General features: G+C 65.0%; 18 protein-coding genes and 1 tRNA gene. 12 read left to right on the forward strand and 7 right to left on the reverse strand.

Annotated features, from left to right (window positions below):
* The first annotated feature begins 156 nt into the window (after positions 1-156).
* Positions 157-939, forward strand: a complete 783-nt coding sequence (locus tag AC1DIM_RS14825; RefSeq protein WP_477711260.1) for a DeoR/GlpR family DNA-binding transcription regulator — start codon at positions 157-159, stop codon at positions 937-939.
* A 16-nt stretch (positions 940-955) separates the two neighbouring features.
* On the opposite strand, the gene AC1DIM_RS14830 is transcribed toward AC1DIM_RS14825, so the two are convergent.
* Positions 956-1,975 (reverse strand): LacI family DNA-binding transcriptional regulator, encoded by a 1,020-nt coding sequence (locus AC1DIM_RS14830; RefSeq protein WP_477711261.1) that lies wholly within the window; start codon positions 1,973-1,975, stop codon positions 956-958.
* A 17-nt stretch (positions 1,976-1,992) separates the two neighbouring features.
* The gene (locus tag AC1DIM_RS14835; RefSeq protein WP_477711262.1) at positions 1,993-3,192 is read right to left on the reverse strand and encodes a Gfo/Idh/MocA family protein; all 1,200 of its coding nucleotides are present in this window, start codon (positions 3,190-3,192) and stop codon (positions 1,993-1,995) included.
* A 213-nt stretch (positions 3,193-3,405) separates the two neighbouring features.
* Between AC1DIM_RS14835 and AC1DIM_RS14840 the strand changes: the two genes are divergently transcribed.
* From AC1DIM_RS14840 to aroQ, 5 genes are all read left to right on the forward strand, one after another.
* The gene (locus tag AC1DIM_RS14840; RefSeq protein WP_477711263.1) at positions 3,406-4,347 is read left to right on the forward strand and encodes a carbohydrate ABC transporter permease; all 942 of its coding nucleotides are present in this window, start codon (positions 3,406-3,408) and stop codon (positions 4,345-4,347) included.
* A 10-nt stretch (positions 4,348-4,357) separates the two neighbouring features.
* Positions 4,358-5,284: a carbohydrate ABC transporter permease gene (locus AC1DIM_RS14845; protein WP_477711264.1), complete on the forward strand. Its 927-nt coding sequence runs from the start codon at positions 4,358-4,360 to the stop codon at positions 5,282-5,284.
* 50 nt (positions 5,285-5,334) lie between these two features.
* Entirely contained in the window at positions 5,335-6,675 is a 1,341-nt protein-coding gene (locus AC1DIM_RS14850) for an ABC transporter substrate-binding protein (RefSeq protein ID WP_477711265.1), read from the forward strand.
* A 90-nt stretch (positions 6,676-6,765) separates the two neighbouring features.
* Complete coding sequence (locus tag AC1DIM_RS14855; RefSeq protein WP_477711266.1) at positions 6,766-9,042, forward strand: alpha-galactosidase; 2,277 nt, start codon at positions 6,766-6,768, stop codon at positions 9,040-9,042.
* Between the two features lie 122 nt (positions 9,043-9,164).
* A complete protein-coding gene (aroQ, locus tag AC1DIM_RS14860) occupies positions 9,165-9,659 on the forward strand; it encodes a type II 3-dehydroquinate dehydratase (RefSeq protein ID WP_477711267.1) in 495 nt (164 codons plus the stop codon).
* Positions 9,660-9,690: 31 nt separating this feature from the next.
* Here the strand turns inward: aroQ and AC1DIM_RS14865 are convergent, their stop codons facing one another.
* Complete coding sequence (locus tag AC1DIM_RS14865; protein ID WP_477711268.1) at positions 9,691-10,875, reverse strand: MarP family serine protease; 1,185 nt, start codon at positions 10,873-10,875, stop codon at positions 9,691-9,693.
* 253 nt (positions 10,876-11,128) lie between these two features.
* On the opposite strand from AC1DIM_RS14865, the gene AC1DIM_RS14870 reads away from it, so the two are divergent.
* Positions 11,129-11,806 (forward strand): Crp/Fnr family transcriptional regulator, encoded by a 678-nt coding sequence (locus AC1DIM_RS14870; protein ID WP_123254700.1) that lies wholly within the window; start codon positions 11,129-11,131, stop codon positions 11,804-11,806.
* 329 nt (positions 11,807-12,135) lie between these two features.
* On the opposite strand, the gene AC1DIM_RS14875 is transcribed toward AC1DIM_RS14870, so the two are convergent.
* From AC1DIM_RS14875 to AC1DIM_RS14885, 3 genes are read right to left on the reverse strand one after another with little or no spacing between them, the layout of a single operon-like run.
* Positions 12,136-13,047, reverse strand: coding sequence for an NUDIX hydrolase (locus tag AC1DIM_RS14875; RefSeq protein ID WP_477711269.1), 912 nt, complete (start codon positions 13,045-13,047; stop codon positions 12,136-12,138).
* Positions 13,048-13,064: 17 nt separating this feature from the next.
* Positions 13,065-13,598 (reverse strand): RidA family protein, encoded by a 534-nt coding sequence (locus tag AC1DIM_RS14880; protein ID WP_477711270.1) that lies wholly within the window; start codon positions 13,596-13,598, stop codon positions 13,065-13,067.
* A 2-nt stretch (positions 13,599-13,600) separates the two neighbouring features.
* The gene (locus AC1DIM_RS14885; RefSeq protein ID WP_011693223.1) at positions 13,601-13,756 is read right to left on the reverse strand and encodes a DUF4177 domain-containing protein; all 156 of its coding nucleotides are present in this window, start codon (positions 13,754-13,756) and stop codon (positions 13,601-13,603) included.
* Positions 13,757-13,793: 37 nt separating this feature from the next.
* Between AC1DIM_RS14885 and AC1DIM_RS14890 the strand changes: the two genes are divergently transcribed.
* From AC1DIM_RS14890 to AC1DIM_RS14910, 5 genes are all read left to right on the forward strand, one after another.
* Positions 13,794-16,079: a transglycosylase domain-containing protein gene (locus AC1DIM_RS14890; RefSeq protein ID WP_477711271.1), complete on the forward strand. Its 2,286-nt coding sequence runs from the start codon at positions 13,794-13,796 to the stop codon at positions 16,077-16,079.
* 5 nt (positions 16,080-16,084) lie between these two features.
* Positions 16,085-17,032, forward strand: a complete 948-nt coding sequence (locus AC1DIM_RS14895; protein WP_477711272.1) for a metallophosphoesterase — start codon at positions 16,085-16,087, stop codon at positions 17,030-17,032.
* A 147-nt stretch (positions 17,033-17,179) separates the two neighbouring features.
* A complete protein-coding gene (locus tag AC1DIM_RS14900) occupies positions 17,180-18,994 on the forward strand; it encodes an ABC transporter ATP-binding protein (protein WP_477711273.1) in 1,815 nt (604 codons plus the stop codon).
* On the forward strand, positions 18,991-20,835 hold the full coding sequence (locus AC1DIM_RS14905; RefSeq protein WP_477711274.1) for an ABC transporter ATP-binding protein: 1,845 nt from the start codon (positions 18,991-18,993) through the stop codon (positions 20,833-20,835). Before AC1DIM_RS14900 ends, AC1DIM_RS14905 begins: the two co-directional genes overlap by 4 nt.
* An 80-nt stretch (positions 20,836-20,915) precedes the next feature.
* Positions 20,916-20,992 (forward strand) — tRNA-Pro (locus AC1DIM_RS14910).
* 141 nt (positions 20,993-21,133) lie between these two features.
* Here the strand turns inward: AC1DIM_RS14910 and AC1DIM_RS14915 are convergent.
* Positions 21,134-21,361 carry a hypothetical protein gene (locus AC1DIM_RS14915; protein WP_477711275.1) on the reverse strand — a complete coding sequence of 76 codons (228 nt, stop codon included), beginning with the start codon at positions 21,359-21,361 and terminating at the stop codon, positions 21,134-21,136.
* Between the last annotated feature and the right edge of the window lie 31 nt (positions 21,362-21,392).

Below are 21,392 nucleotides of genomic sequence, written 5' to 3' on the forward strand. Positions count from 1 at the left end.
GGTCCCACCCACCACGGCGAGCTGACACGTGGGAGTTATCCGGAAGCGTGCGTCAGAGCGAGGTACGAGCAGCACGCGGAGGATGACTTCCACGCGTCAGCGTGGTGCGCCATAGACTGGACCCAGCCCCGTCGCCTACCTGAAGGAACCGCCCCGATGCTCGCTGCTGCCCGTCACCAGGCCATTGTTGACGCTGTTCAGCGGGAGCGGGTTGTTCGGGTTTCGGACTTGGCTCAGCAGTTGGGGGTTTCGCTGATGACCGTGCGGCGGGATATTGAGTTGTTGGAGGAAGGCGGCCGGCTGGAGCGCATCCACGGCGGCGCCAAGCTTCCCGGTGATGTCAGCACCCACGAACCCGGCTTCGAGCTCAAGTCCACGCAACTCACAGCTGAGAAACGAGCCATTGCCTTGGAGGCGGCCGGCTTGGTCCACGAGGGCATGGCTGTGGGTTTCAGCGCGGGTACCACCACGTGGGCCCTTGCCAAGGAACTGGTCAACGGTCCACGGATCACCGTGGTCACCAACTCCGTGCGCATCGCCGACCTTTTCCACCACGCGTCCCCCGGCCCGGCCCGCTTCGCCTCGACCGTGATCCTCATCGGCGGCGAACGCACGCCGTCGGACGCTTTGGTGGGACCACTTGCGACGGCGGCGCTGAAGCAGCTGCATCTGGACGTGCTCTTCCTCGGCGTGCACGGCATGGACGCTGACGCCGGCTTCACCACGCCAAATCTCCTGGAAGCCGAGACGGACCGCGCGTTCGTGGCGGCGGCGCGGAAAGTGGTGGTTTTGGCCGACCACACCAAATGGGGTCTCCAGGGCATCAGCACCATCGCGGCCCTGGACGACGCGGACGAAGTCATCAGCGACGCAGGCCTGGGCACGGACGCCCAACGGATCCTCGGCGAGCGCGTCGGCAAGGTCCGGATCGCGGGCTAGGACCCCGAGGCCTGCCTCACGGGCAGCCGCAGGACTGGCGGATCTGTAACTCGGCAGGAAAGATGAGGTGTTCCGATTCGTGGCCGCGATGGGCTCCGATCAGGGCGCTGACAGCGGCCTCCGCCATCGCCTTGGCTGGCTGTTTAACTGTGGTGAGGGGAGGCCAGCTGTACTCCGCTTCAGCCGAGCCGTCGAACGAAGCCAGCGCAATGTCTCCGGGCACCGCGACCCCCGCTTCATGGAGGGCGCGGAGGATTCCGACAGCCTGCAGGTCAGAGGTAGCAAAAATGGCCGTCGGGCGCCCCGCGGAGGCCAGCAGGCGTTTCCCTGCAGCGTAGCCGCCTTCCCGGGTGAAGGCGGTACGGACGACTGGGCCTTCCGGCAGGCCGGCCCCGGCCAGGGCCTGCAGCCAGCCCTCTTCACGGCCGTCATAGTAGTTGCCGGTGTTCGTACCCATGGCGAGGGCGATGCTGGTGTGTCCGTGGCCGATCAGGTGTTCAACGGCCGACTTTGCCCCCGCCACCAGGTCCACGCCCACACTGTTGAATCCGGGCGCGTCGCCACTATGGTTCAGGAGAACAACAGGTATCTCCGCCGATTCGAGGTCCGTCAGGCCCGGTTCCATCAAAACACTGGAAAGTATGACGCCGTCCACCTGGCGTGCCGCAAGGTTCCGGACGTGCCGGAGTTCCTTCGCGAGGTTGCCATCGGAGTTGGTCAGCAGCAGGGCGTACCCCAGTTCGGCGGCAGCATCTTCGACGGCGTGTGCCAGCAGGGAGAAGAAGGGGTTGCTGTTGTCCGGGATGACCAGGCCAATGGTTTCGCTCGACCCCAATTTCAGGGCCCGCGCGGCAGCGTTCGGACGGTACCCCAGCCGTCGGATTGCGTCCTGGACCTTCGCTTCCGTGGCTGGAGCCACTTTCTTGGGCCCGCCGTTAACCACATAACTGACGACGGCGGTGCTGACGCCCGCGTACCGGGCAACGTCCTTGCGCGTCACCGGGCCGCGGGGCGTCTGCACTGTGGGAGTCGTCATGCTGTACATGCTAGCTATCAGATCCCCGGGGCGTCGCCGAAGTCACGGATAGGCAGCCGCTCGCCGCCGCGGAGGGCGGACTCGTGCGCCACGATACCGGGCAGCGTGAACCGGGCGGCTGTCCAGGCGTTGACCGGCGGGAGCGTGCCGGTATTGACCGCTGTCACAAAGTCGTCCACCAGGAAATGGTGGCTTCCCTCGTGGCCGTTCGGTGCGCCGCGGAACTCCTCCGGAAGCCGGTCAGCCTCATGGACCGGCGAGAGTCCGGAGACGAAGGCGTCCCTCAGTTCCGGTGCAACGTTGGCCAGTGACGGGTCATCCAGGGACATGCTGGGCCGTGACTCCAGCTGTTCGGAAATGTCGTGGACATCCTGCTTGTCCTGCCAGACCGAGACGTTTGCAAGCTGCTCAAAGCTGGCCTCCGTCCCGAAGAACCGGAACCGGGACTCCCTGATATGTGAGGGGTAGCCCACGCGGCGCATCTCATTGGTTCGCATAACGCCGCCGTCGTTGAGTTCAAAGAGGGCCGTGGCGTTCGAGAAGTCGTTGCCGAACATGCTGACCTCCTTGTCGAAGACCCCGTCGTTGCGGTCGTCCTTGACCCCGACGCAGCTGACACTGACGGCATGGGCGGGGACGGCGCCGAGAACTCCCCCGACCGCGTGCGTGGGGTACAGCATCGGCGGGTAACTGGCGGTTTCCTTCCAGCGCTCACCGCCGCTGTACCGGTAGGCGTCATAGAAGCCCAGGTCCATGTCGTGGACGTAGTCGCCCTCAGCGTAGAAGATCCGCCCGAACCTGCCGGCCGCATGTTGCTTGCGGGCATAGACGGTGGCCGGGTTGTAGTAGCTGGTCTCCCCCATCATGTAGACAAGGCCGGTGTCGCGGACCGCGGCGATGATCCTGGCGATTTCCTGCTCGGAAATGGCCATGGGGACGGCTGAGTAGACGTGCTTGCCGGCGCGGAGCGCCTGCTCCACCAGCGGACCGTGCGTCCAGCGCTGGGTGAAGATGGCGACGGCGTCGACGTCGGAGGCGAGGAGATCCTCGAAGCTTGCTTTCGACCCCGCCAGGTGGTGGCGGTCTACGGCCTCAGCCGCCCGTTCCGGAAACTCATCCACTACATGGACGGCGCTGACGCCGGGGTGGAGGTTGAAGAGGTGCGCGAACTGGCCGCCGAACTGGCCAACTCCTACTACGCCGATTGAAAACGTCATTGTCTGCCTTCCTTGGTGTCGTGAACGAGCCGCGGGCAAGCGCTGTCCATCAGGACCCCCAGTGTTCCACCACAATCTACTCGAGTCAATGGCATCTTTGTTGGATAAAACCCTTTATATCTAAGCAAAATATAGACACTTGCCAGCATGAATCTACTCGTGTAGATTTCTCCGCAGTTGTTATCCACATCACAGTCCAGGAAAGGGTCGACGATGACCACCCTTGCCAAACCCGCACGAACCGCCCGGCCGCAGACCGGAGCTCCGTTGCCCCGCGGCGGCTACCGCCGGCTCGGCGACCTTAAGATCGCTCTCTTCTTCATCGCCCCGGCCATGATCGGCTTCATCTTCTTCTACGTGGTTCCCACCATCCGCGGCGTGTACCTGAGCTTCACGGAGTACAACATCCTCGGTGACCCGGAATGGGTGGGGGTGGACAACTACACGGCCATCGCCAAGGATCCGCTGTTCTGGAATTCCCTGGCCGTCACCGGCCAGTACGTGTTCCTCAACATCGTCCTCCAAACGGCACTGGCGCTGGGACTGGCCCTCCTGATGCATCAGGTGGCGAAGTCCACGTTGATCCGCGGCGCCCTGCTCCTGCCGTACCTGATGTCCAACGTCATCGCGGCGCTGCTCTGGTTCTGGATGCTCGACTATCAGATCGGCGTAGTGAACCAGTTCATCGAATGGGTCGGCCTCCCCCGCGTCGCCTTCTTCGGAAGCGAGGAGTGGGCCATCCCCACGCAGGCGGTGATCAACACCTGGCGCCACATGGGCTACACCGCGCTGCTCATCTTCGCCGGCCTCCAGGCGATTCCCGGCCACCTCTATGAAGTCGCCAAACTGGACGGCGCCTCAGCGTTCCAGACGTTCCGCAAGATCACCATCCCGCTGCTGCGCCCGGTCCTGGTACTGGTCCTCGTGGTCACCGTGATCGGTTCCTTCCAGGTCTTCGACACGGTGGCAGTCACCACCCAGGGCGGACCGGTCAACGCCACGCGGGTCATCCAGTACTACATCTACCAGCGCGCCTTCACCGAGTCGGACTTCGGCTACGGGTCCGCCATCGCCGTCATTCTCTTCCTCATCCTCGCCCTGGTGGCCTTCATCCAGATGAAGTTCCTCAAGGGCAACGAGTCGGACCTGGACTAAGGAGTCCCGCATGAGCACCACCATCAGCCGCACGGCAGCGACCGTCCCAGCCCGCCGCCGTCGCCCGTTCAACGCCCGCCGCACGGGCGCCTGGGCCCTCCTGGTCCTGGCGATCGCCGTCTCCGTGCTCCCGTTCCTGTGGGTACTGCGAACGGCACTGTCCACCAACAGCTCCCTGGCCGCCCAGTCGGCAAGCCTGCTTCCGGCGGACTTCACCTGGGGCGCCTTTATGCGGGTGTTCGGGCTGCAGAGCCCGGCGGAAGCCGTGGCGGAAGGCGGTTCCGGGGCAGCCATCGACTTCTGGCTGTACCTGCGCAACTCCGTGATCTTCTCCTCCATCTCCACCGCCGGCGCCGTGTTCTTCAGCGCGATGGCCGCCTACGCCTTCGCCCGGCTGCGCTGGAAAGGCCGGAACGCCGTCTTCAGCCTGTTCCTGGGCACCATGCTGGTCCCGCCAATCTTCACGGCGCTGCCCAACTTCCTGCTGATCAAGAACCTGGACCTGCTCAACACGATGCTCGGCATGGTCCTCCCGTACGCCTTTATGACCCCGTTCGCCATCTTCTTCCTCCGCCAGTTCTTCCTGAACATGTCCCGCGAGGTTGAAGAAGCGGCAATGCTCGACGGCGCCAAGCACCTGCGCATCTTCTTCCAGATTGTGCTGCCCAACGCCGCAGCCCCCATCGCCACCCTGGCCCTGCTCACCTTCATCGGCCAGTGGAACGAGTACTTCTGGCCGCTGCTGGTGGGTTCCCAGGACGACGTTCGGGTCCTGCAGGTGGGCCTGGGTGTCTTCAAGTCCCAGGCCCCGCAGGGATCCCCTGACTGGTCCGGCCTGATGGCAGCCACCCTCATTTCGGCGCTTCCCGTCCTCATCCTCTTCGCCGCCTTCGGCAAGAAGATCGTCAATTCCATCGGCTTCTCCGGCATCAAATAAGCACCCCAACCATTTCCCCTCCCGCACCCCCACGAACGGAAACAGAAACCATGAAGAAATCCCTCGGCGCCGTCGCGGTCGCCGCCGCCATCGCGCTCTCCCTGTCCGCCTGTGGCGGCGGCTCATCCTCAGCTGAATCGGCCAAGGGCGAGATCAACTACTGGCTGTGGGACGCCAACCAGCTTCCCGCCTACCAGCAGTGTGCCACCGACTTCCATAAGGCCAACCCGGACATCTCCGTCAAGATCACCCAGCGGGGCTGGGACGACTACTGGAGCACCCTGACCAACGGTTTTGTGGGCGGCACCGCGCCGGACGTCTTCACCAACCACCTGGGACGCTACGGCGAACTCGCCAAGAACAAACAACTGCTGGCCCTCGACGATGCCGTGAAGAAGGACAACGTAGATGTGTCCAAGTACAACGAGGGCCTCGCAGACCTCTGGGTGGGCCAGGACGGCAAGCGCTACGGCCTGCCGAAGGACTGGGACACCATCGGCCTTTTCTACAACAAGGCCATGCTCGCCAGCGCCGGCGTCACGGAGGACCAGATGAAGACCCTCACCTGGAACCCGGAAGACGGCGGCACTTACGAAAAGGTCATCGCCCACCTGTCCGTGGACAAAAACGGCAAGCGCGGCGACGAGCCCGGCTTCGACAAGAACAACGTCGCTGTCTACGGCCTTGGCCTCAACGGCGGCGGCGACTCCTCCGGCCAGACCGAATGGAGCTACCTGACCAACACCACCGGCTGGTCCCACACGGACAAGAACCCGTGGGGCACCCACTACAACTACGACGATCCCAAGTTCCAAAACAGCATGGCCTGGTTCGCGGGGCTGGCTGACAAGGGCTACATGCCCAAACTGGAAACCACGGTCGGCGCGAGCATGGCCGACACCTTCGCAGCAGGAAAGTCCGCCATCAACGCCCACGGCTCCTGGATGACTGGCCAGTACATGGGCTACAAGGGCCTTGAGGTGGGCATCGCACCCACCCCCGTAGGCCCTGAAGGCAAGCGTGCGTCCATGTTCAACGGCCTGGCGGATTCAATCTGGGCCGGGACAAAGAAGAAAGACGCCTCGATCAAGTGGGTTGAGTACCTCGCCTCGGCCGACTGCCAGGACGTGGTCGCTTCGAAGGCAGTTGTCTTCCCCGCGCTGAAGGCCTCTTCCGAGAAGGCTGCGGAGGCCTTCAAGGCAAAGGGCGTGGACGTCACGGCGTTCACCGAGCAGGTCAAGAACAAGACCACGTTCCTGTACCCCATCACGGATAACACGGCCAAGGTAAAGGGCATCATGACGCCCGCCATGGACGCAGTGGTCTCGGGCAAAGCCCCGGCCAGCTCCCTGACCCAGATCAACGAACAGGTCAACGCCCTCTTCAAGTAGGCCCCGGCTTTACCGGCTGCGCGCCGCGGGCACGGTGTCCCGCGGCGCGCAGCCGTCCCACTCAAACCCCTCGCAGAAAGACAGCATTCTATGGACCCCCTCCACCTCCGTGCCGCCGGCACCAGCCTGGTGATGAGCTTCGACAGCGGGGCGGCCGAGGTCATCCACTGGGGCGCGGACCTGGGCAGCGCACTGCCGGACCTCGCCATCCTCGGCGACCCGATCCCCCACTCCGCCACCGATACCCCCGTGCCCGCCGGCCTCCTGCCGCAGGCCGCCTCCGGCTGGCGCGGCCGTCCCGCGCTCCGCGGCCACCGCATTGCCGACGGCGTCGCCGGCCTCGATTTCTCGGTCCGCCTCCGCACGGTGAGCGCCACCGCCGACGGGACGTCCGCTGTCCGCAGTTCCGCGCTTATTGTCCAGTCAGACTCCGACGCCGGCCTCACCGTCTCGTCCTCCCTGACACTGCACGATGGCGGCCTTCTGGAGCTGCGGCACACCGTCATCAACGACGGCACCACCCCCTACCAGCTCGACGAGCTGGCGACCGTCCTCCCGGTGGCGCCGGACGCCGTCGAACTTTTGGACCTGACCGGACGCTGGTGCCGGGAACGCCACCCGCAGCGACGCCCCATCCACCAGGGCACCTGGGTGCGGAGCGGCCGTCACGGCCGCACCGGACACGACTCGTCACTTCTCTTTGCCGCCGGCACGGCAGGCTTTGGCAACCGCCACGGGAAAGTGTGGGCCACCCACCTGGCCTGGAGCGGCAACCACGAGCAGTTCGCGGACAGCATCGGCGACGGCCGCACCATGATCGGCGGCTCCGAACTCCTTGGCCCGGCAGAAGTCATCCTCGCACCCGGCGGAAGCTACACCACGCCGGCACTGTTCGCGGCGTACTCGGAGCGTGGCCTGGACGGCATCAGCGAGGCGTTCTACAGCTGGTTCCGGGCCCGCCCGCACCACGTGCTGCCATCGGCCGCGGCCGGCGCAGGCGCCCGGGCGGGCAAGCCCCGCCCGGTGGTACTGAACACCTGGGAGGCGGTTTACTTCGACCACAATTTGGCCTCGCTGATTGAACTTGCGGACTCCGCGGCGGACCTCGGCGTCGAGCGTTTTGTGCTCGACGACGGCTGGTTCCGCGGGCGCCGCGACGACCACGCCGGCCTGGGCGACTGGTACGTGGATGAATCGCTCTGGCCGGACGGGCTCACGCCGCTGATCGAGGCCGTGACCTCGCGCGGGATGGAGTTCGGGCTCTGGGTGGAACCGGAAATGGTCAACCTTGATTCGGACGTTGCCCGCGCGCATCCGGAGTGGATCGTGGGCCCGTCCGCCCTGTCCCACAAGGACGGCGGGCGCCTGCCGCTCGAGTGGCGGAACCAGCACGTCATCGACCTCGTCAACCCCGACGCCTGGCAGTACATCTTTGACCGCATCGACGCACTGCTGCGCGAAAACAACATCCGCTACCTCAAGTGGGACCAGAACCGGGACCAGGTGGAACACGGCCACGCCGGCCGCGCCTCGGTCCACGAACAAACCCTCGCCGCCTACCGCCTGTTCGACGAGCTCAGGAAGGCGCATCCCGGCGTAGAGATTGAAAGCTGTTCCTCCGGCGGGGCCCGCGTTGACCTGGGGATCCTGGAGCGGACGGACCGGATCTGGGCCTCGGACTGCAACGACGCCTTGGAACGGCAGACCATCCAGCGCTGGACCGGGCTGGTAGTGCCGCCGGAGCTGGTGGGCGGGCACATCGGGCCCTCCACCTCGCACACCACGGCCCGCACGCACGATCTCTCGTTCCGCGCCATCACGGCGTTGTTTGGGCACTTCGGCATGGAGTGGGACGTGCGGCAGGTGGCGGGCGCCGAGCGGGCCGAACTCAAACGCTTCATCGCGCTCTACAAGGAGCACCGCGGCCTGATCCACTCCGGGCGCATGGTCCGCGCGGACGTTGCGGACGCCTCACTGATGCTGCACGGCGTGGTGGCTCCGGTTGCTGCCCCGGCCGGACCGGGCGTTCCACCGGGCACCGTTCCGCTTCCCACTGTTCCACCGTGCACTGTTACACCGGGCACGACGGCCGCGCTGTTCGCCCTGGTCAGCACGGGCACCTCCTTCGCCGAAAAGACCGGCCGGGTCACCATCCCCGGGCTGGAGCCGGACCGTGACTACCGGGTGGAAGCCATCTTCCCGGGGCCTGGCGACGCGGACTACGCCCACACGTTCACACAGGTCCGTCCCTCGGTCTGGCTCGCGGAAGGGGCCGAGGCCAACGGGCGTTTCCTGGCCGAGGTGGGCCTGCCGATGCCCCTCCTCAACCCGGAGCATGCGCTGGTGTTGGAGTTCGTAGCGTTGTAGCGGGCAGGCGCCGGATTCTGCACCATCATTGACGTTCCGCGGTCCGCGGGCGCCGGCAATCCGGCCCCGTGGACCCGGCCGGCCCGAATGATCGTGCAGAATCCGACGGGTAGATTGGAGCCATGACTGATGCCGCTTCCCCCGCTTCCGAATCCACTTCTCCCACCGGCGGCGACGCCAGCCGGCGCGGCACCATCCTGGTGATCAACGGCCCCAACCTCAACCTGCTGGGGACCCGCGAGCCGGAAAAGTACGGCACCTCCACGCTCGCCGACGTCGAACGGCTTGCTGCCACCGCCGCGGAGGCTCATGGATTCGACGTCGAATGCGTCCAGTCCAACCATGAGGGTGTCCTGCTGGACGTTATCCACGCGGCCCGCACCAACGCCGTCGCCATTGTCCTGAACGCGGGTGCCTTCACCCACACGTCCGTTGCCCTGCGCGACGCCCTGGCAGCGGTGCAGCTGCCTGCCGTCGAGGTACACATCACCAACGTGCACCAGCGTGAGGAATTCCGGCACCACTCCTACCTGTCGCCGGTGTGCGCCGCGGTGATCGTTGGAGCCGGCGTGTTCGGGTACAAGCTCGCCATCGACTACCTGGCCGAAGCCCTCTAACCCTGGGTGTCCGCGGGTTCAGAGTGGGCTGCTACTTCTGGATGCACTGCCCCGAGGAAACCGTTGTGCTGAAGCCGGCAGCCTGCGAAGCCACCGGGTAGAGGTCACCCATGGTGATCGCGAAGCCCAATTCGGCGTCGGAGGTCGCCTTGGCGAAGACGACGCCAGCCACCTGTCCATCCGTGGTCAGCAGCGGACCGCCGGAGTTCCCGGGCTGGACGTTTCCCGCCAGCCGGTAGATGTCCTCAGGAGCCGGGTTCTGGCCATAGATATCAGGCACCAGGACCGAGGCAATGTCCTGGACCGTGGCGGGGTTGGACTTGAACGGACCGCCGTGGGGGTATCCGGCGAAGGCCGCCTGGCTGCCATTGGGAAGGTCAGATGCCAGGGCCAGCGGTTCGGACGGCAGCCCGTCGACGGCCACCACGGCGAGGTCATGCCGGGTGTCGAAGTAGACCACGCGCCCGGGCATTGCTCCACCGTTGGGGATCTCCACCACCGGCTGCGACACGCCCGCCACCACGTGGGCGTTGGTCACAACCCGTCCCGGGGAAACCACGAAGCCGGTGCCGGTCTGGTTCTGGCCGCACTGGTAGGCCGTTCCGGCGATTTTCAGGACCGACTCGGCTGCCCGGTTCAGGGCGGGCGTGTTGGTGCTGGCATTAGGCACGGCCACTTGGGGTCCCTGGCCAAGGCCCTCAATCAATGTGGGGATGCCGTTGCCGATCACCGTTGAACGCAGCTGCGCGAGAGTTGCTTTGACCGGGACTGGCGTCAGGCCGTCGATGTAGCGGATCACCTTGGACTCGGCTAGCTGCTGGGAGACAAAGGGAACGCCCAGGGAGCTGACGCTGAAGGCCAGCATGGACATGACCAGCGCTGACACCACCACATTGACGGCGCCGCCAACCAGCCGGTCCGCGGCACGCAGTGGCTGGATCCGCACTACGCCGCGGATTTTCCGCCCGATCATGGTCCCCAGGCCATGCCCCATGGCCATCAGTACGACCGCAGCGGCCACGATGGCCGTGAGCCGCCACCCGGAGTCGCTCACAAACTCGCTGACGAGGGGTACAGCAAAAAAGGCAGCCACAGCRCCCGCAGCGAAACCCGCGATTCCGCCGAGCGTGACCAGGAAGCCGTTGCGCAGGCCATAGATCAGGTAAGACAGCAGGGCCAGGATCAGCGCCAGGTCCAGAACGGTCAAGCCAAACACTGACGCTCCTCTACTACAGTTGAGACCCAATTCTAGTGGCGGACGCTGACATTCTTCTGTGCGGTGCCCGATGCTGCCGGATCCCGGCGCTCAACGGCGTAAAAAGCTGCTCCAAGGCGACCGCCACAGCGATCGGCTGGCCTGCCTGAACGCCTTCAGCGCCGTTTCCGCTGCCAAGTACGTCACAGAACCTTGAAAATTCTGAAACAATGGCACAAGCGCCACAGCCGACACTTTTTATTTGGGAGATTTCATGGACATCGAGGTACTGCGCCGAGCACCACTATTCGCAACGCTTGACGACGAGGCATTCCGGCTGCTGACCGATGAGCTGACCGAGGTCGACCTTTCCCGCGGTGCCTCGGTATTCCGCGAGGGCGATCAGGGCGATCAGCTCTACTTCATCGTCTCCGGCAAGGTGAAGCTGGGCCGCACGTCCCCCGACGGCCGCGAATCCCTGCTCGCCATCCTGGGCCCGGGCGAACTGTTCGGCGAAATGGCACTCTTTGATCCCAGCCCCCGCACGGCCACGGCCACGGCAGTTTCCGAGACCCGCCTGGCCGGCCTGAAGAACGAGAGCCTCAACGGCCTGTTGCGCACCCGCCCCGAGGTTTCAGCCCAGCTGCTGCAGGCCCTGGCCCGCCGCCTGCGCCGCACCAACGATTCGCTGTCTGACTTGGTCTTCTCCGACGTACCGGGCCGTGTCGCCAAGGCACTCCTGGACCTGGCAGACCGCTTCGGCCGCCCGGCGACCGACGGCGTCCTAGTGGCCCACGAACTCACCCAGGAAGAACTGGCGCAGCTGGTTGGCGCATCCCGCGAGACCGTCAACAAGGCCCTGGCTGAGTTCGTCCAGCGCGGCTGGCTCCGCCTCGAAGCCCGCGCCGTGGTCATCCTGGACATGCAGCGCCTCCGCCAGCGCTCCCGCTAAACCACCACGGTGAGGCCCCACGGCTGACATCCTCCGCGTGCTGCGCCCCACCGTCCCCCTGACCTCGCAAGCTCGGCTAGGGAACCCGGTCGGTGTGGGCCCACTTCGTCGCTTTGACGCACGCTTCCGGATGCCACCCCTGGGGCCTTTTGCGTTGGGGCACCGGACTGTGTGACGGATACGAGCAGGGCGGCGGTCTTTCGCGTAGGAGCGCATCGCGGCGCATCGGGCACTGAAGGTCGCCCAGCGACCGCAGGTGCCCCTATGCGCTGTGTCGAAGCGACGGCGAAGGGCCGCTGTCCGGCGGACACAACCCCGCCGCGCGGGGACTAACGTTCGCGCTGGGGGTCTCCGGCTACGGTTTTGGCGGCCTCGACTTCAAGCATCAGCTTGCCGTCCTCTTCGAGGAGTTTCGGCTGATAGACGTGGGGCTTCCGTTTGTAGCTGAGGTAGGCGATGCAGCCGTTCGCGGCGGCCATTTTTTCGAGCATGATCTCCGAGCCAGGCACCAGGAGCTGGCCGAGGGTGAGGCCTACGGTGTTATCCTGGCCCACCTCATCCCCCAGGGCGGTGGTGTCGCGTTCGGCAATGGCCTTCGTGGCGCACACCCAGCGACCCCAGATTCCCTTGCTTTCCAGCAGGCTGGGCTGCTGGTTCAAGGGAAGCGTGGCCGCGAAGTAGCGGGTGTCGAAGCGGCGGTGCGCGAAGTCCGGACTCCGCCAGTTGACCAGAGGTTTGAGCAGGTCTGTCCGCAGCGCGAGGCCGCGCTTGGCCAGCAACTCGGTGAACGTTTTCTCCTGGTCCGCCACTGCCACCCGGATCCGCATCCATTCGTGGCTCGACGTGCCTTCCACGGTGTTGGACATGTCAGGTCCGGCAAGCAGCACCCCGGTTTCCTCAAACAGTTCGCGGATGGCACCCACCACGTGGCGGCGCGCCAGCCCGACGTCGGCCGTTCCCAGCTGCTCAGCCCAATGCTGGGGCGAGGGACCCAGCCAGTCGACGGCGTCGTCGTCGGACGCCTCCAGGGAACCCCCGGGGAAGGCGAGCACACCCAGCGGCGAGGAACCGGGCCGGTATCCCAGCCACGTCTCCAGGCCGGTGGGCGAATCGCGCAGAAGCACCACGGAGGATGCCAGGCGGGCGGCACGCGGAGTCCGTTCGCCGTGGTCAAACCAGCTTCGGGCCGCCCCTTCAAGCTCCGGAGGGAGGGCGAACAAGCGTCTGGCAAGTTGAGGCAATTGAGTGAACCGGTTCCTTAGCTGAATTCAGCGATCAGTTCGACCTCTACCGGAGAGTCGAGCGGAAGAACGGAGACGCCGACGGCGGAACGGGCGTGCTGGCCGGCGTCGCCAAACACCTGGCCCAGGAGCTCGGACGCACCGTTAATGACGCCCGGCTGGCCGGTGAAGGACGGGTCTGAGGAAACGAAGCCCACCACCTTGACGATCCGGGTGATGCGGTCAAGATCACCTATGACGCTCTTCACGGCAGCCAGCGCGTTGACCGCGCACACGGCGGCGTAGGCCTTGGCGGCGTCCGGAGACACCGTGGGTTCGTCAGAAGTGCCCTCGGTGCCGGTGGAAACTTTGCCGGTTGCTTCGAGTTTGCCGTTAATAAAAGGCAACTGCCCGGACGTGTAGACGTGGCTGCCGGTGATGACTGCCGGCACGTAGGCGGCCACGGGGGCGGCTACCTCCGGAAGCGTCAGGCCCAGCTCGGCAAGGCGCTGCTCGACGGCGGAAATAGGCGCGTCAGCCGCGCCGGAAGTGGACTCTGCGGGGGAGCTCATGGCTACTGCTTCTCCCTCTTGAGGTAGGCAACCAGGCCGTTGCCGTCAGGTCCGGTGACTACCTGGACGAGCTCCCAGCCATCCTCTCCCCACTGGTCCAAAATCTGTTTCGTGGCGTGAATAATGAGCGGAATCGTCGCGTACTCCCATTTGGTCATGAAAGAAAGACTAGTCCTTGCCGGTAAAGTGGAAAACATGGTGACTCGTAAGAACCCCATTTTCGACACGGCCACTACCCTCGGAAAGATTTTTGGCTTCCTTGGCGTGAGCGCTATTTGTGGTGTCCTGGTGGCGGGCCTGTTGGTTCCCGCCGCGGCCGTCTCCGGCAGCGCGGCGAGCGGTTCGATCGAGTTCTTCGACACCCTCCCGGCGGAACTGAAGGTGGACCCGCCCAACCAGACCACCCGGATCCTGGCAGCGGACGGCAGCCAGATCGCCAGCGTCTACTCCGAGAACCGGACCAAGGTCAGCCTGGACCAGATATCGCCGTTCATGAAGGAAGCCGTCATCGCGGTGGAGGACAGCCGTTTCTACGACCACGGCGGCGTGGACACCACCGGCATCATGCGGGCCCTGGTGGCCACTGCCCGGGGCAACAAGCAGGGTGCTTCCACCATCACCCAGCAGTACGTCAACAACGTCCTCAACGCCAACCTCGCAGCCGAGGGAAACGAAGAGGCCATCAAGCTCAACGGCGTTAACAAGGGCGTCGGGGACAAGCTTCGGGAGATGAAGCTTTCCATTGCCCTTGAAAAGGAGTTCTCCAAGCAGCAGATCCTTGAGGGCTACCTGAACATCGTCTTCTTCAACCGCGACGCCTACGGCATTGAGGCCGCGTCCAAGTTCTTCTTCAGCACCACGGCTAAAGACCTCACGCTCCCGCAGGCCGCACTTCTGGCGGGCCTTGTGAACAGCCCGTCGGCCTTTGACCCGATCACCAACCCGGAGAACTCCAAGGTCCGGCGGGACCTGGTGCTGGGCCTGATGCTGAACCAGAAAAAGATCACCCAGGCAGAGCATGACGCCGCCGTGGCAACGCCGGTGGAAACGAAGGTGACACCTGCGCGCCAGGGCTGCGCCTATGCGTCCACCGCCCCCTACTTCTGCGACTATGTGCTCCACCTGCTGGAGAACAACCCGGCCTACGGCGCCGACATCAAAGAGCGCCAGCGGCTCATCTACGGTGGCGGCCTGACCATCACCACCACGCTGGATCCAGCAGCCCAGTCAGTGGCCCAGGAGCAGGCGAACGCATCAGCGGGCGCCAACCCGGACAAGTGGGGGGCCGCCATGGTGGCCGTCCAGCCGAACACGGGCAAGATCATCACCATGGCGCAGAACACCACGTTCCTGCCGGCCCAGGGCGGCTTCGACTCCCAGGTGAACTTCAACGTGGACCAGTTGGATAAGAACGGCAACGACCTCAACGGCATGGGCGGCGCCCAGCCAGGGTCCACCATGAAGCCCTTCACGTTCGCCGAATGGCTGAATGAGGGCAAAACCATGAATACCGTGGTCAACGCAGCGCAGCGCAAGTACCCGCTGAACTTCAACTGGAAGAACACCTGCGGCAAGATGAACGGCGCCTACAACTCCGCGGAGAAGGCCCTTGGCGCCGCGGACGACCTGCAGAACGCCGAGCCCCAGTGGTACCGGCCCCTGACGGTCCTTGAAGGTCTCTACAACTCGATCAACACCGTCACGTTTGYCTCCGCTGCCCAGTTGGACTTCTGTGGAATCCAAAAGGTCGTGGACGCCGTGGGTCTTCACAGCGGCCTCCCTGCTGCGGACGGCACACCGAATCCCAAGGTGGACATGTTCACCCTCGGCAACCTCCTGGGCTCAACCCAGACATCTCCGCTGACCATGGCCAGCGCGTTCGCCACGTTCGCCAACGACGGAAAGTACTGCGAGCCCATTGCCATCTCGTCCGTTACGGATGCCGCCGGCAAGCAGTTGCCCGCTCAGTCCACCACCTGCCGCGACGCCATCAAGCCGGAGGTAGCACGCGGCGTGAACTACGCCTTGCAGGAAGTCCTGAACCAGGGATCAGGCTCCCTGATCCGGCCGCGGATTTCCACCAAGACCAGCTTCCCCATCGGCGCCAAGACCGGTACGTCCAACAACAACGGATCCACCTGGGTGGTGGGACACACCACGGGCTTGGCCACCGCTGCCTGGTACGGCGATCCGCTGGGCAACCAGAGCCGGTCCGGCCAGAACGTCACCATTAATGGCAAGTTCTACCAAGGCATCGACGGTTACATGATTGCGGGGCCCATGTTCTCCAACTTCATGACCAAGGTCGCGCCGGGCTACGGCACCAACCCCTTCCCCGCGCCGCCGACCACCATGGTGAACGGAACGCCGGCCCGGACTACGCCGTCAACACAGGGAACCACGCCTACACAGGCCCCCGCCCAGCCGGCTCCTACACCCGCGCCCAGTGCGCAGGGCAACAGCGATAACAAGAAGGGCTAGGCCGCATGGCTTTGACTCCTGATTTGGCCAGCCGCGTCCGAAGCATCGGTCGCGGCTTTGCCGTAACTGCCGCCGCCGGAACTGCAGCCGGACTGGCTGCCTTCGGCTACGGGCTGTGGGAAAAGAACCAGTTCGTCCTGCGCGAGGAAACCCTTCCCATCCTGCCGCCGGGCCAGCCGAACTTTCGGGTCCTGCACCTGAGCGACATCCACTTCGTCCCCGGCCAGGACACCAAGGCCCGGTGGCTGGAGTCGCTGGCAGCGCTGAAGCCGGATCTGGTGGTCAATACGGGCGACAACCTGAGCCATGTCAAGGCCGTGGATCCGCTGCTCAAGGCATTGGGCCCGCTGATGGAGTTCCCCGGCGTGTTTGTTCCGGGGTCCAACGACTACTACGCCCCGACCCCCAAGAACCCCGCGTCCTACCTGTTGGGGCCATCGAAAGCCAGGCCGAAGCCAGTCGAACTGGACTGGCCACGCCTGCGCTCCGGGTTTGGCATGGGCGGCTGGCTGGACCTCACCAATCGGCACCAGTCCGTGGTGCTGAAGGGGATCCGCTTCGACTTCTCCGGCGTGGACGATCCGCACTTGAACCGGGAGCGGTACGCCGGCTGGCCCCGCGGCACCCGTAACCAGGACCAGGACCCGCACCTCCGCGTAGCTGTCATCCACGCCCCGTACCAGCGGGTGCTGGACCACTTCACCGTGGCCGGCGCGGACCTGCTGCTCGCAGGCCATACGCATGGAGGCCAGCTTTGCATCCCCGGTTACGGTGCCCTGGTGGCCAACTGTGACATCCCCACGTGGCGGGCCAAGGGCCTCAACGACTGGGAAAGTGATGGGCGTACGACGCCGGTGAACGTCTCGGGCGGCATCGGCACCTCCCGTTTCGCCCCCATCCGCATCGCCTGCAAACCAGAGGCTGTGCTGCTGACGTTGACCTCCCCCGAATAAAGCCCCGTTGCTCTATCACTTTTGGTCCCTAAACCAGCGTTTTGACGACCGGAAGTGATAGAGCAAGTGGGAGGTTCGGCAGTCAAGCCATGGCATAAGGTAGTTGCTAAGGGAAACTACCTTCGTTGTATAGCTTGAGAAGCGGGCATGGCCAAGCAGACCTCATTTTTTAGATCCATCAGCCGTCTTTATCCCCACGTTAGGCCGATCCTCCTCCGGCTGGTGCTGGGACTTCTCAGCGCCTTGCTGGCCAGCCTCGTTGCGCTGACCATCCCCCAGGTGCTGCGCGTCCTGATCAACGAGTCGCTAAAACCCGGTGGCGCCCAAGACGCCGTCTGGACTGCCGCCGTCGTGATCCTGCTCCTGGGCATTGCCGAGGCCGTCCTCGTGGCACTTCGCCGGCAGTTCGTGATCAACCCGGCCACCACGGTGGAAACCCGGATGCGGGTCTCGCTCTACGGGCACCTGCAGGACCTGACAGTCTCCTTCCATGACCGGTGGGGCTCCGGCCAGCTGCTCTCCCGCGCCATGACGGACCTGAACTTCCTGCGGCGCTGGATGGCCTTCGGTGCCATCATGCTGGTGGTGACCACCCTCACCGTGGTGATCGGCATTGTGGTGATGTTCTCCATGAGCTGGCAGCTGGCGCTGATCTTCATGGCCGCCGCGGTGCCCATCATGGCCTACAGCTTCCGTTTCCGGACCCGCTTCAGCAAAGTGGCGCGCCGCAGCCAGGACCAGGCGGGCGACCTCGCCACCACCGTGGAGGAGTCCGTCCACGGCATCCGCGTACTGAAGGCATTTGGCCGCAGCCGCGAGGCCCTGGAGAACTTCAACGAGCAGGCTGAGGAGCTGCGCCAGACCGAGATCGCCAAGGCCAAACACCAGGCCACCTTCACCATGGTGGTCACGCTGCTCCCGGAACTTGCCTTGGGCACCGGGCTGGTGGTGGGTGTGATGCTTTGCGCCAGCGGCCAGCTGAGCATCGGTGCACTGGTGGCCTTCTTCGCCACGGCCGCGGTGGTGGCCACACCGGTGGAGTTCTCCGGGATGCTGCTGGCCATGGCGCTGACCGCCAAGACCGCCATCGACCGCCACTTCGAGGTGATGGATTCGGTCAACACCATCACCAGTCCGCCGGCCCCGCGCACGCCCCCGGAACTCAAGGGCGCACTCAGCTTCAACAACGCCACCTTCGCGTTCGAGGACGCGCCGGACAAGAACATCCTCGGGGACATCAACCTGGCGGTCCGGCCGGGCGAAACCATGGCATTGGTGGGCATCACCGGCAGCGGCAAGAGCGCACTGATCCAGCTGGTCCCGCGCCTGTACGACGTCACGGCCGGTTCCATCACCATCGACGGCATGGACCTGCGCGAGTTCGAAGTCGAGGAGCTCCGGCGCGTGGTGGCTGTCGCGTTCGAGGACACCACGCTGTTCTCCAGCTCCGTCCGGGACAACGTCCTGCTAGGGGCCGCGGACAGGTCCGAAGAGGCCCTGGACGAAGCCCTGGACGTGGCGCAGGCGTACTTCGCGTACTCGCTGCCGGCAGGGGTGGACACCCTCATCGGCGAAGAAGGCCTGAGCCTGTCCGGCGGGCAACGCCAGCGGATCGCCCTCGCCCGGGCCATCGCGGCGCGCCCCCGCGTGCTGGTGCTGGATGACCCCCTCTCCGCCCTCGACGTGCACACCGAAGAGCTGGTGGAGAACCGGCTCCGCGCGGTCCTGAAGGACACCACCACACTGATCGTTGCGCACCGTCCCTCCACCGTGGCGATGGCCGACCGGGTGGCGTTGCTCGAGGGAGGCCGGATCGCCGCCGTCGGAACCCACACGGAACTGCTGGCGCACAATCCGCACTATCGCTACGTCATCGCCAGCCTCGACCAAGAACCACGGGACCTGGATTCGGAGCTGTCCGAGCTTGAGGAAGCGGCAGATGCAGAGGAAATCACCCGATGAGCAACACAACCTTCGGCACTGCCAACGAGGACAACGCCCACCTCAGCAAAGCGGAAAGCAAAACCGTCCGACGGCGGTCGCTCGCCTTACTTGCCAGGCTGATCCGTCCGGTGCGGGTCAGGTTTTGGCTGACCATCGGCATGGTGGTCCTCTCCCAGGCGGCCCGCGTGGCGGGGCCGGCGCTGATCGCTTTCGGCATCGACCACGCCCTCCCAGCCCTGCGGGCGGGTGACAACCTCCCGCTGGTGCTGACCGGCGTCGCGTACCTCCTCGCGGCGATCGCGACGGCGGGACTCACCTCCCTGTACGTCACCTCCACGGCGCGGCTCAGCCAGGCCATGCTGCTGGACCTGCGCGTCCGGGTTTTCCGGCACACCCAGCGGCTGAGCCTGGAATTCCATGAGAAATACACGTCGGGCCGCATCATTGCCCGCCAGACCTCGGACCTGGAGGCCCTGCGCGAACTCTTGGACTCCGGTGTCAGCTCGCTCGCTTCCGGCCTGCTGTTCATGGTCTTCACCGCCATCACGTTGTTCGCCCTGGACTGGCGCACCGGGCTGATTGTCCTGGCTGCCGGCGTGCCCATGTTCTTCCTGGCGCGCTGGTACCAGAAGCACTCCCAGATCGCGTTCCGTGAATCGCGTGTGGTGTCCGCCAGGCTTATTGTGCACTTTGTGGAAACCATGACCGGGATCCGCGCGGTGAAGGCCTTCCGCAAGGAACAGGAGAACGCCGAACAGTACGGCCAGCTGTCCGAGGACTACCGGCGCGTCACAGTGCGCTCCATCAACCTCAACGGCATCTTCCAGCCCGGCCTGGTGCTGATCGGCAACGTCTGCGTGGCCGTGGTTTTACTGTTCGGCGGCTTCCGGGTGCTGGGCGGGGATCTGGCGGTCGGCGTGCTGCTGGCGCTGATCCTGTCCACCAAGCGCTTCTTCCAGCCGGTGGACCAGATGGCGATGTTCTACAACTCGTTCCAAAGCGCGCAGGCAGCCCTCGAGAAGGTATCCGGGCTGCTGGAGGAGGTCCCCACGGTCCGGCCGCCCAAAAACGCCGTGGAGCTTCGCGATGCCAAGGGAACGGTGGACTTCACGGGCGTGGAGTTCCGCTACGGTGACGGTCCCGTGGTTATCCCCACCATGGACCTTCACATCCCCGCCGGGCAGACCGTTGCCCTGGTAGGACAGACCGGCGCCGGGAAATCCACCTTGGCCAAGCTGATCGCCCGCTTCTACGACGTTTCCGCCGGTTCCCTGACCCTGGACGGTGTGGACCTCCGCAGCCTCAGCACCACGGACCTGCGGCGAAACATTGTGATGGTCACGCAGGAGGCATTCCTTTTCAGCGGCTCTGTGGCGGACAACATTGCCCTGGGCCGGCCGGAGGCATCCCGTGAGGAGATTGAGGCGGCAGCCCGCGCCGTGGGTGCACACGGGTTCATCACTGAACTCCCCGACGGCTACGACACCGACGTCAACAAACGTGGCGGCCGGGTCTCGTCCGGGCAGCGGCAGCTGATCAGTTTCGCGCGGGCGTTCCTGGCCCGGCCCGCTGTGCTGATCCTCGATGAGGCCACGTCATCCCTGGATATCCCTTCCGAGCGTTTGGTCCAGAGCGGCCTGGCCCGGCTCCTGCGGGGAACGTCCGACGCCGGCAGTGCGGCGGGTTCCGGCAGGACGGCGCTGATCATCGCGCACCGGCTCTCCACCGTGGAGACCGCGGACCGGGTACTGGTGGTCCATGACGGCCGCATTGTGGAAGACGGTACGCCGGCGGATCTCATCGGTGGAGGGGGACGCTTCGCCGACCTCCACGGCGCCTGGAAAGACTCCCTGGTCTAGAATCCGGCACGCCCGGTGAGGCCCGATTTCGTATCCGGGCAGGCATCCGTTATTCTTGTAAAGTTGCTTTTGCAGCGGATCGGGATGTGGCGCAGCTTGGTAGCGCGCGTCGTTCGGGACGACGAGGTCGCAGGTTCAAATCCTGTCATCCCGACCAAATGAGAAGAGGGTCTCCCCAGGGAGGCCCTCTTTTTGCATCCCATGGCCTATCAGCCTGAGGGCAAAGAACCAGAGGGCAAAAAATAGCCCCGACGCATGGACTCCATGCTTCGGGGCTACCGCCTCCTGAGAGGATTTCTTACATCGGGTTGGGCCAGTTACCGCTCATCGGGGTGATTGTGGTGCCGGTACCGCTGGGGCTCTTAACGGCCTTCACCTTGACGGACATGGGATTCGGCCAGTTACCGCTGGCAACAGCTACACCCGTGCTGTCTGAAACGGAAGTTGCGGACAGGACTGCTGGTGCGGCTGCGGAGAATGCCAGGGCGCCGGCCAGTACGGCGGCTGCCGCTATCTTCTTGAACATATGAGTTCCTCAATACGAGTCGGATTCGTTA

It is taken from the genome of Pseudarthrobacter sp. 01T43 (assembly GCF_056398665.1).

What these genes read in the sequence shown, in the direction of transcription:
- AC1DIM_RS14825 (WP_477711260.1), top strand. Translation starts at nt 157, where the DNA reads ATGCTCGCTGCTGCCCGTCACCAGGCCATTGTTGACGCTGTTCAGCGG.
- AC1DIM_RS14830 (WP_477711261.1), bottom strand. Translation starts at nt 1,975, where the DNA reads ATGACGACTCCCACAGTGCAGACGCCCCGCGGCCCGGTGACGCGCAAG.
- AC1DIM_RS14835 (WP_477711262.1), bottom strand. Translation starts at nt 3,192, where the DNA reads ATGACGTTTTCAATCGGCGTAGTAGGAGTTGGCCAGTTCGGCGGCCAG.
- AC1DIM_RS14840 (WP_477711263.1), top strand. Translation starts at nt 3,406, where the DNA reads ATGACCACCCTTGCCAAACCCGCACGAACCGCCCGGCCGCAGACCGGA.
- AC1DIM_RS14845 (WP_477711264.1), top strand. Translation starts at nt 4,358, where the DNA reads ATGAGCACCACCATCAGCCGCACGGCAGCGACCGTCCCAGCCCGCCGC.
- AC1DIM_RS14850 (WP_477711265.1), top strand. Translation starts at nt 5,335, where the DNA reads ATGAAGAAATCCCTCGGCGCCGTCGCGGTCGCCGCCGCCATCGCGCTC.
- AC1DIM_RS14855 (WP_477711266.1), top strand. Translation starts at nt 6,766, where the DNA reads ATGGACCCCCTCCACCTCCGTGCCGCCGGCACCAGCCTGGTGATGAGC.
- aroQ (WP_477711267.1), top strand. Translation starts at nt 9,165, where the DNA reads ATGACTGATGCCGCTTCCCCCGCTTCCGAATCCACTTCTCCCACCGGC.
- AC1DIM_RS14870 (WP_123254700.1), top strand. Translation starts at nt 11,129, where the DNA reads ATGGACATCGAGGTACTGCGCCGAGCACCACTATTCGCAACGCTTGAC.
- AC1DIM_RS14880 (WP_477711270.1), bottom strand. Translation starts at nt 13,598, where the DNA reads ATGAGCTCCCCCGCAGAGTCCACTTCCGGCGCGGCTGACGCGCCTATT.
- AC1DIM_RS14885 (WP_011693223.1), bottom strand. Translation starts at nt 13,756, where the DNA reads ATGACCAAATGGGAGTACGCGACGATTCCGCTCATTATTCACGCCACG.
- AC1DIM_RS14895 (WP_477711272.1), top strand. Translation starts at nt 16,085, where the DNA reads ATGGCTTTGACTCCTGATTTGGCCAGCCGCGTCCGAAGCATCGGTCGC.
- AC1DIM_RS14900 (WP_477711273.1), top strand. Translation starts at nt 17,180, where the DNA reads ATGGCCAAGCAGACCTCATTTTTTAGATCCATCAGCCGTCTTTATCCC.
- AC1DIM_RS14905 (WP_477711274.1), top strand. Translation starts at nt 18,991, where the DNA reads ATGAGCAACACAACCTTCGGCACTGCCAACGAGGACAACGCCCACCTC.
- AC1DIM_RS14915 (WP_477711275.1), bottom strand. Translation starts at nt 21,361, where the DNA reads ATGTTCAAGAAGATAGCGGCAGCCGCCGTACTGGCCGGCGCCCTGGCA.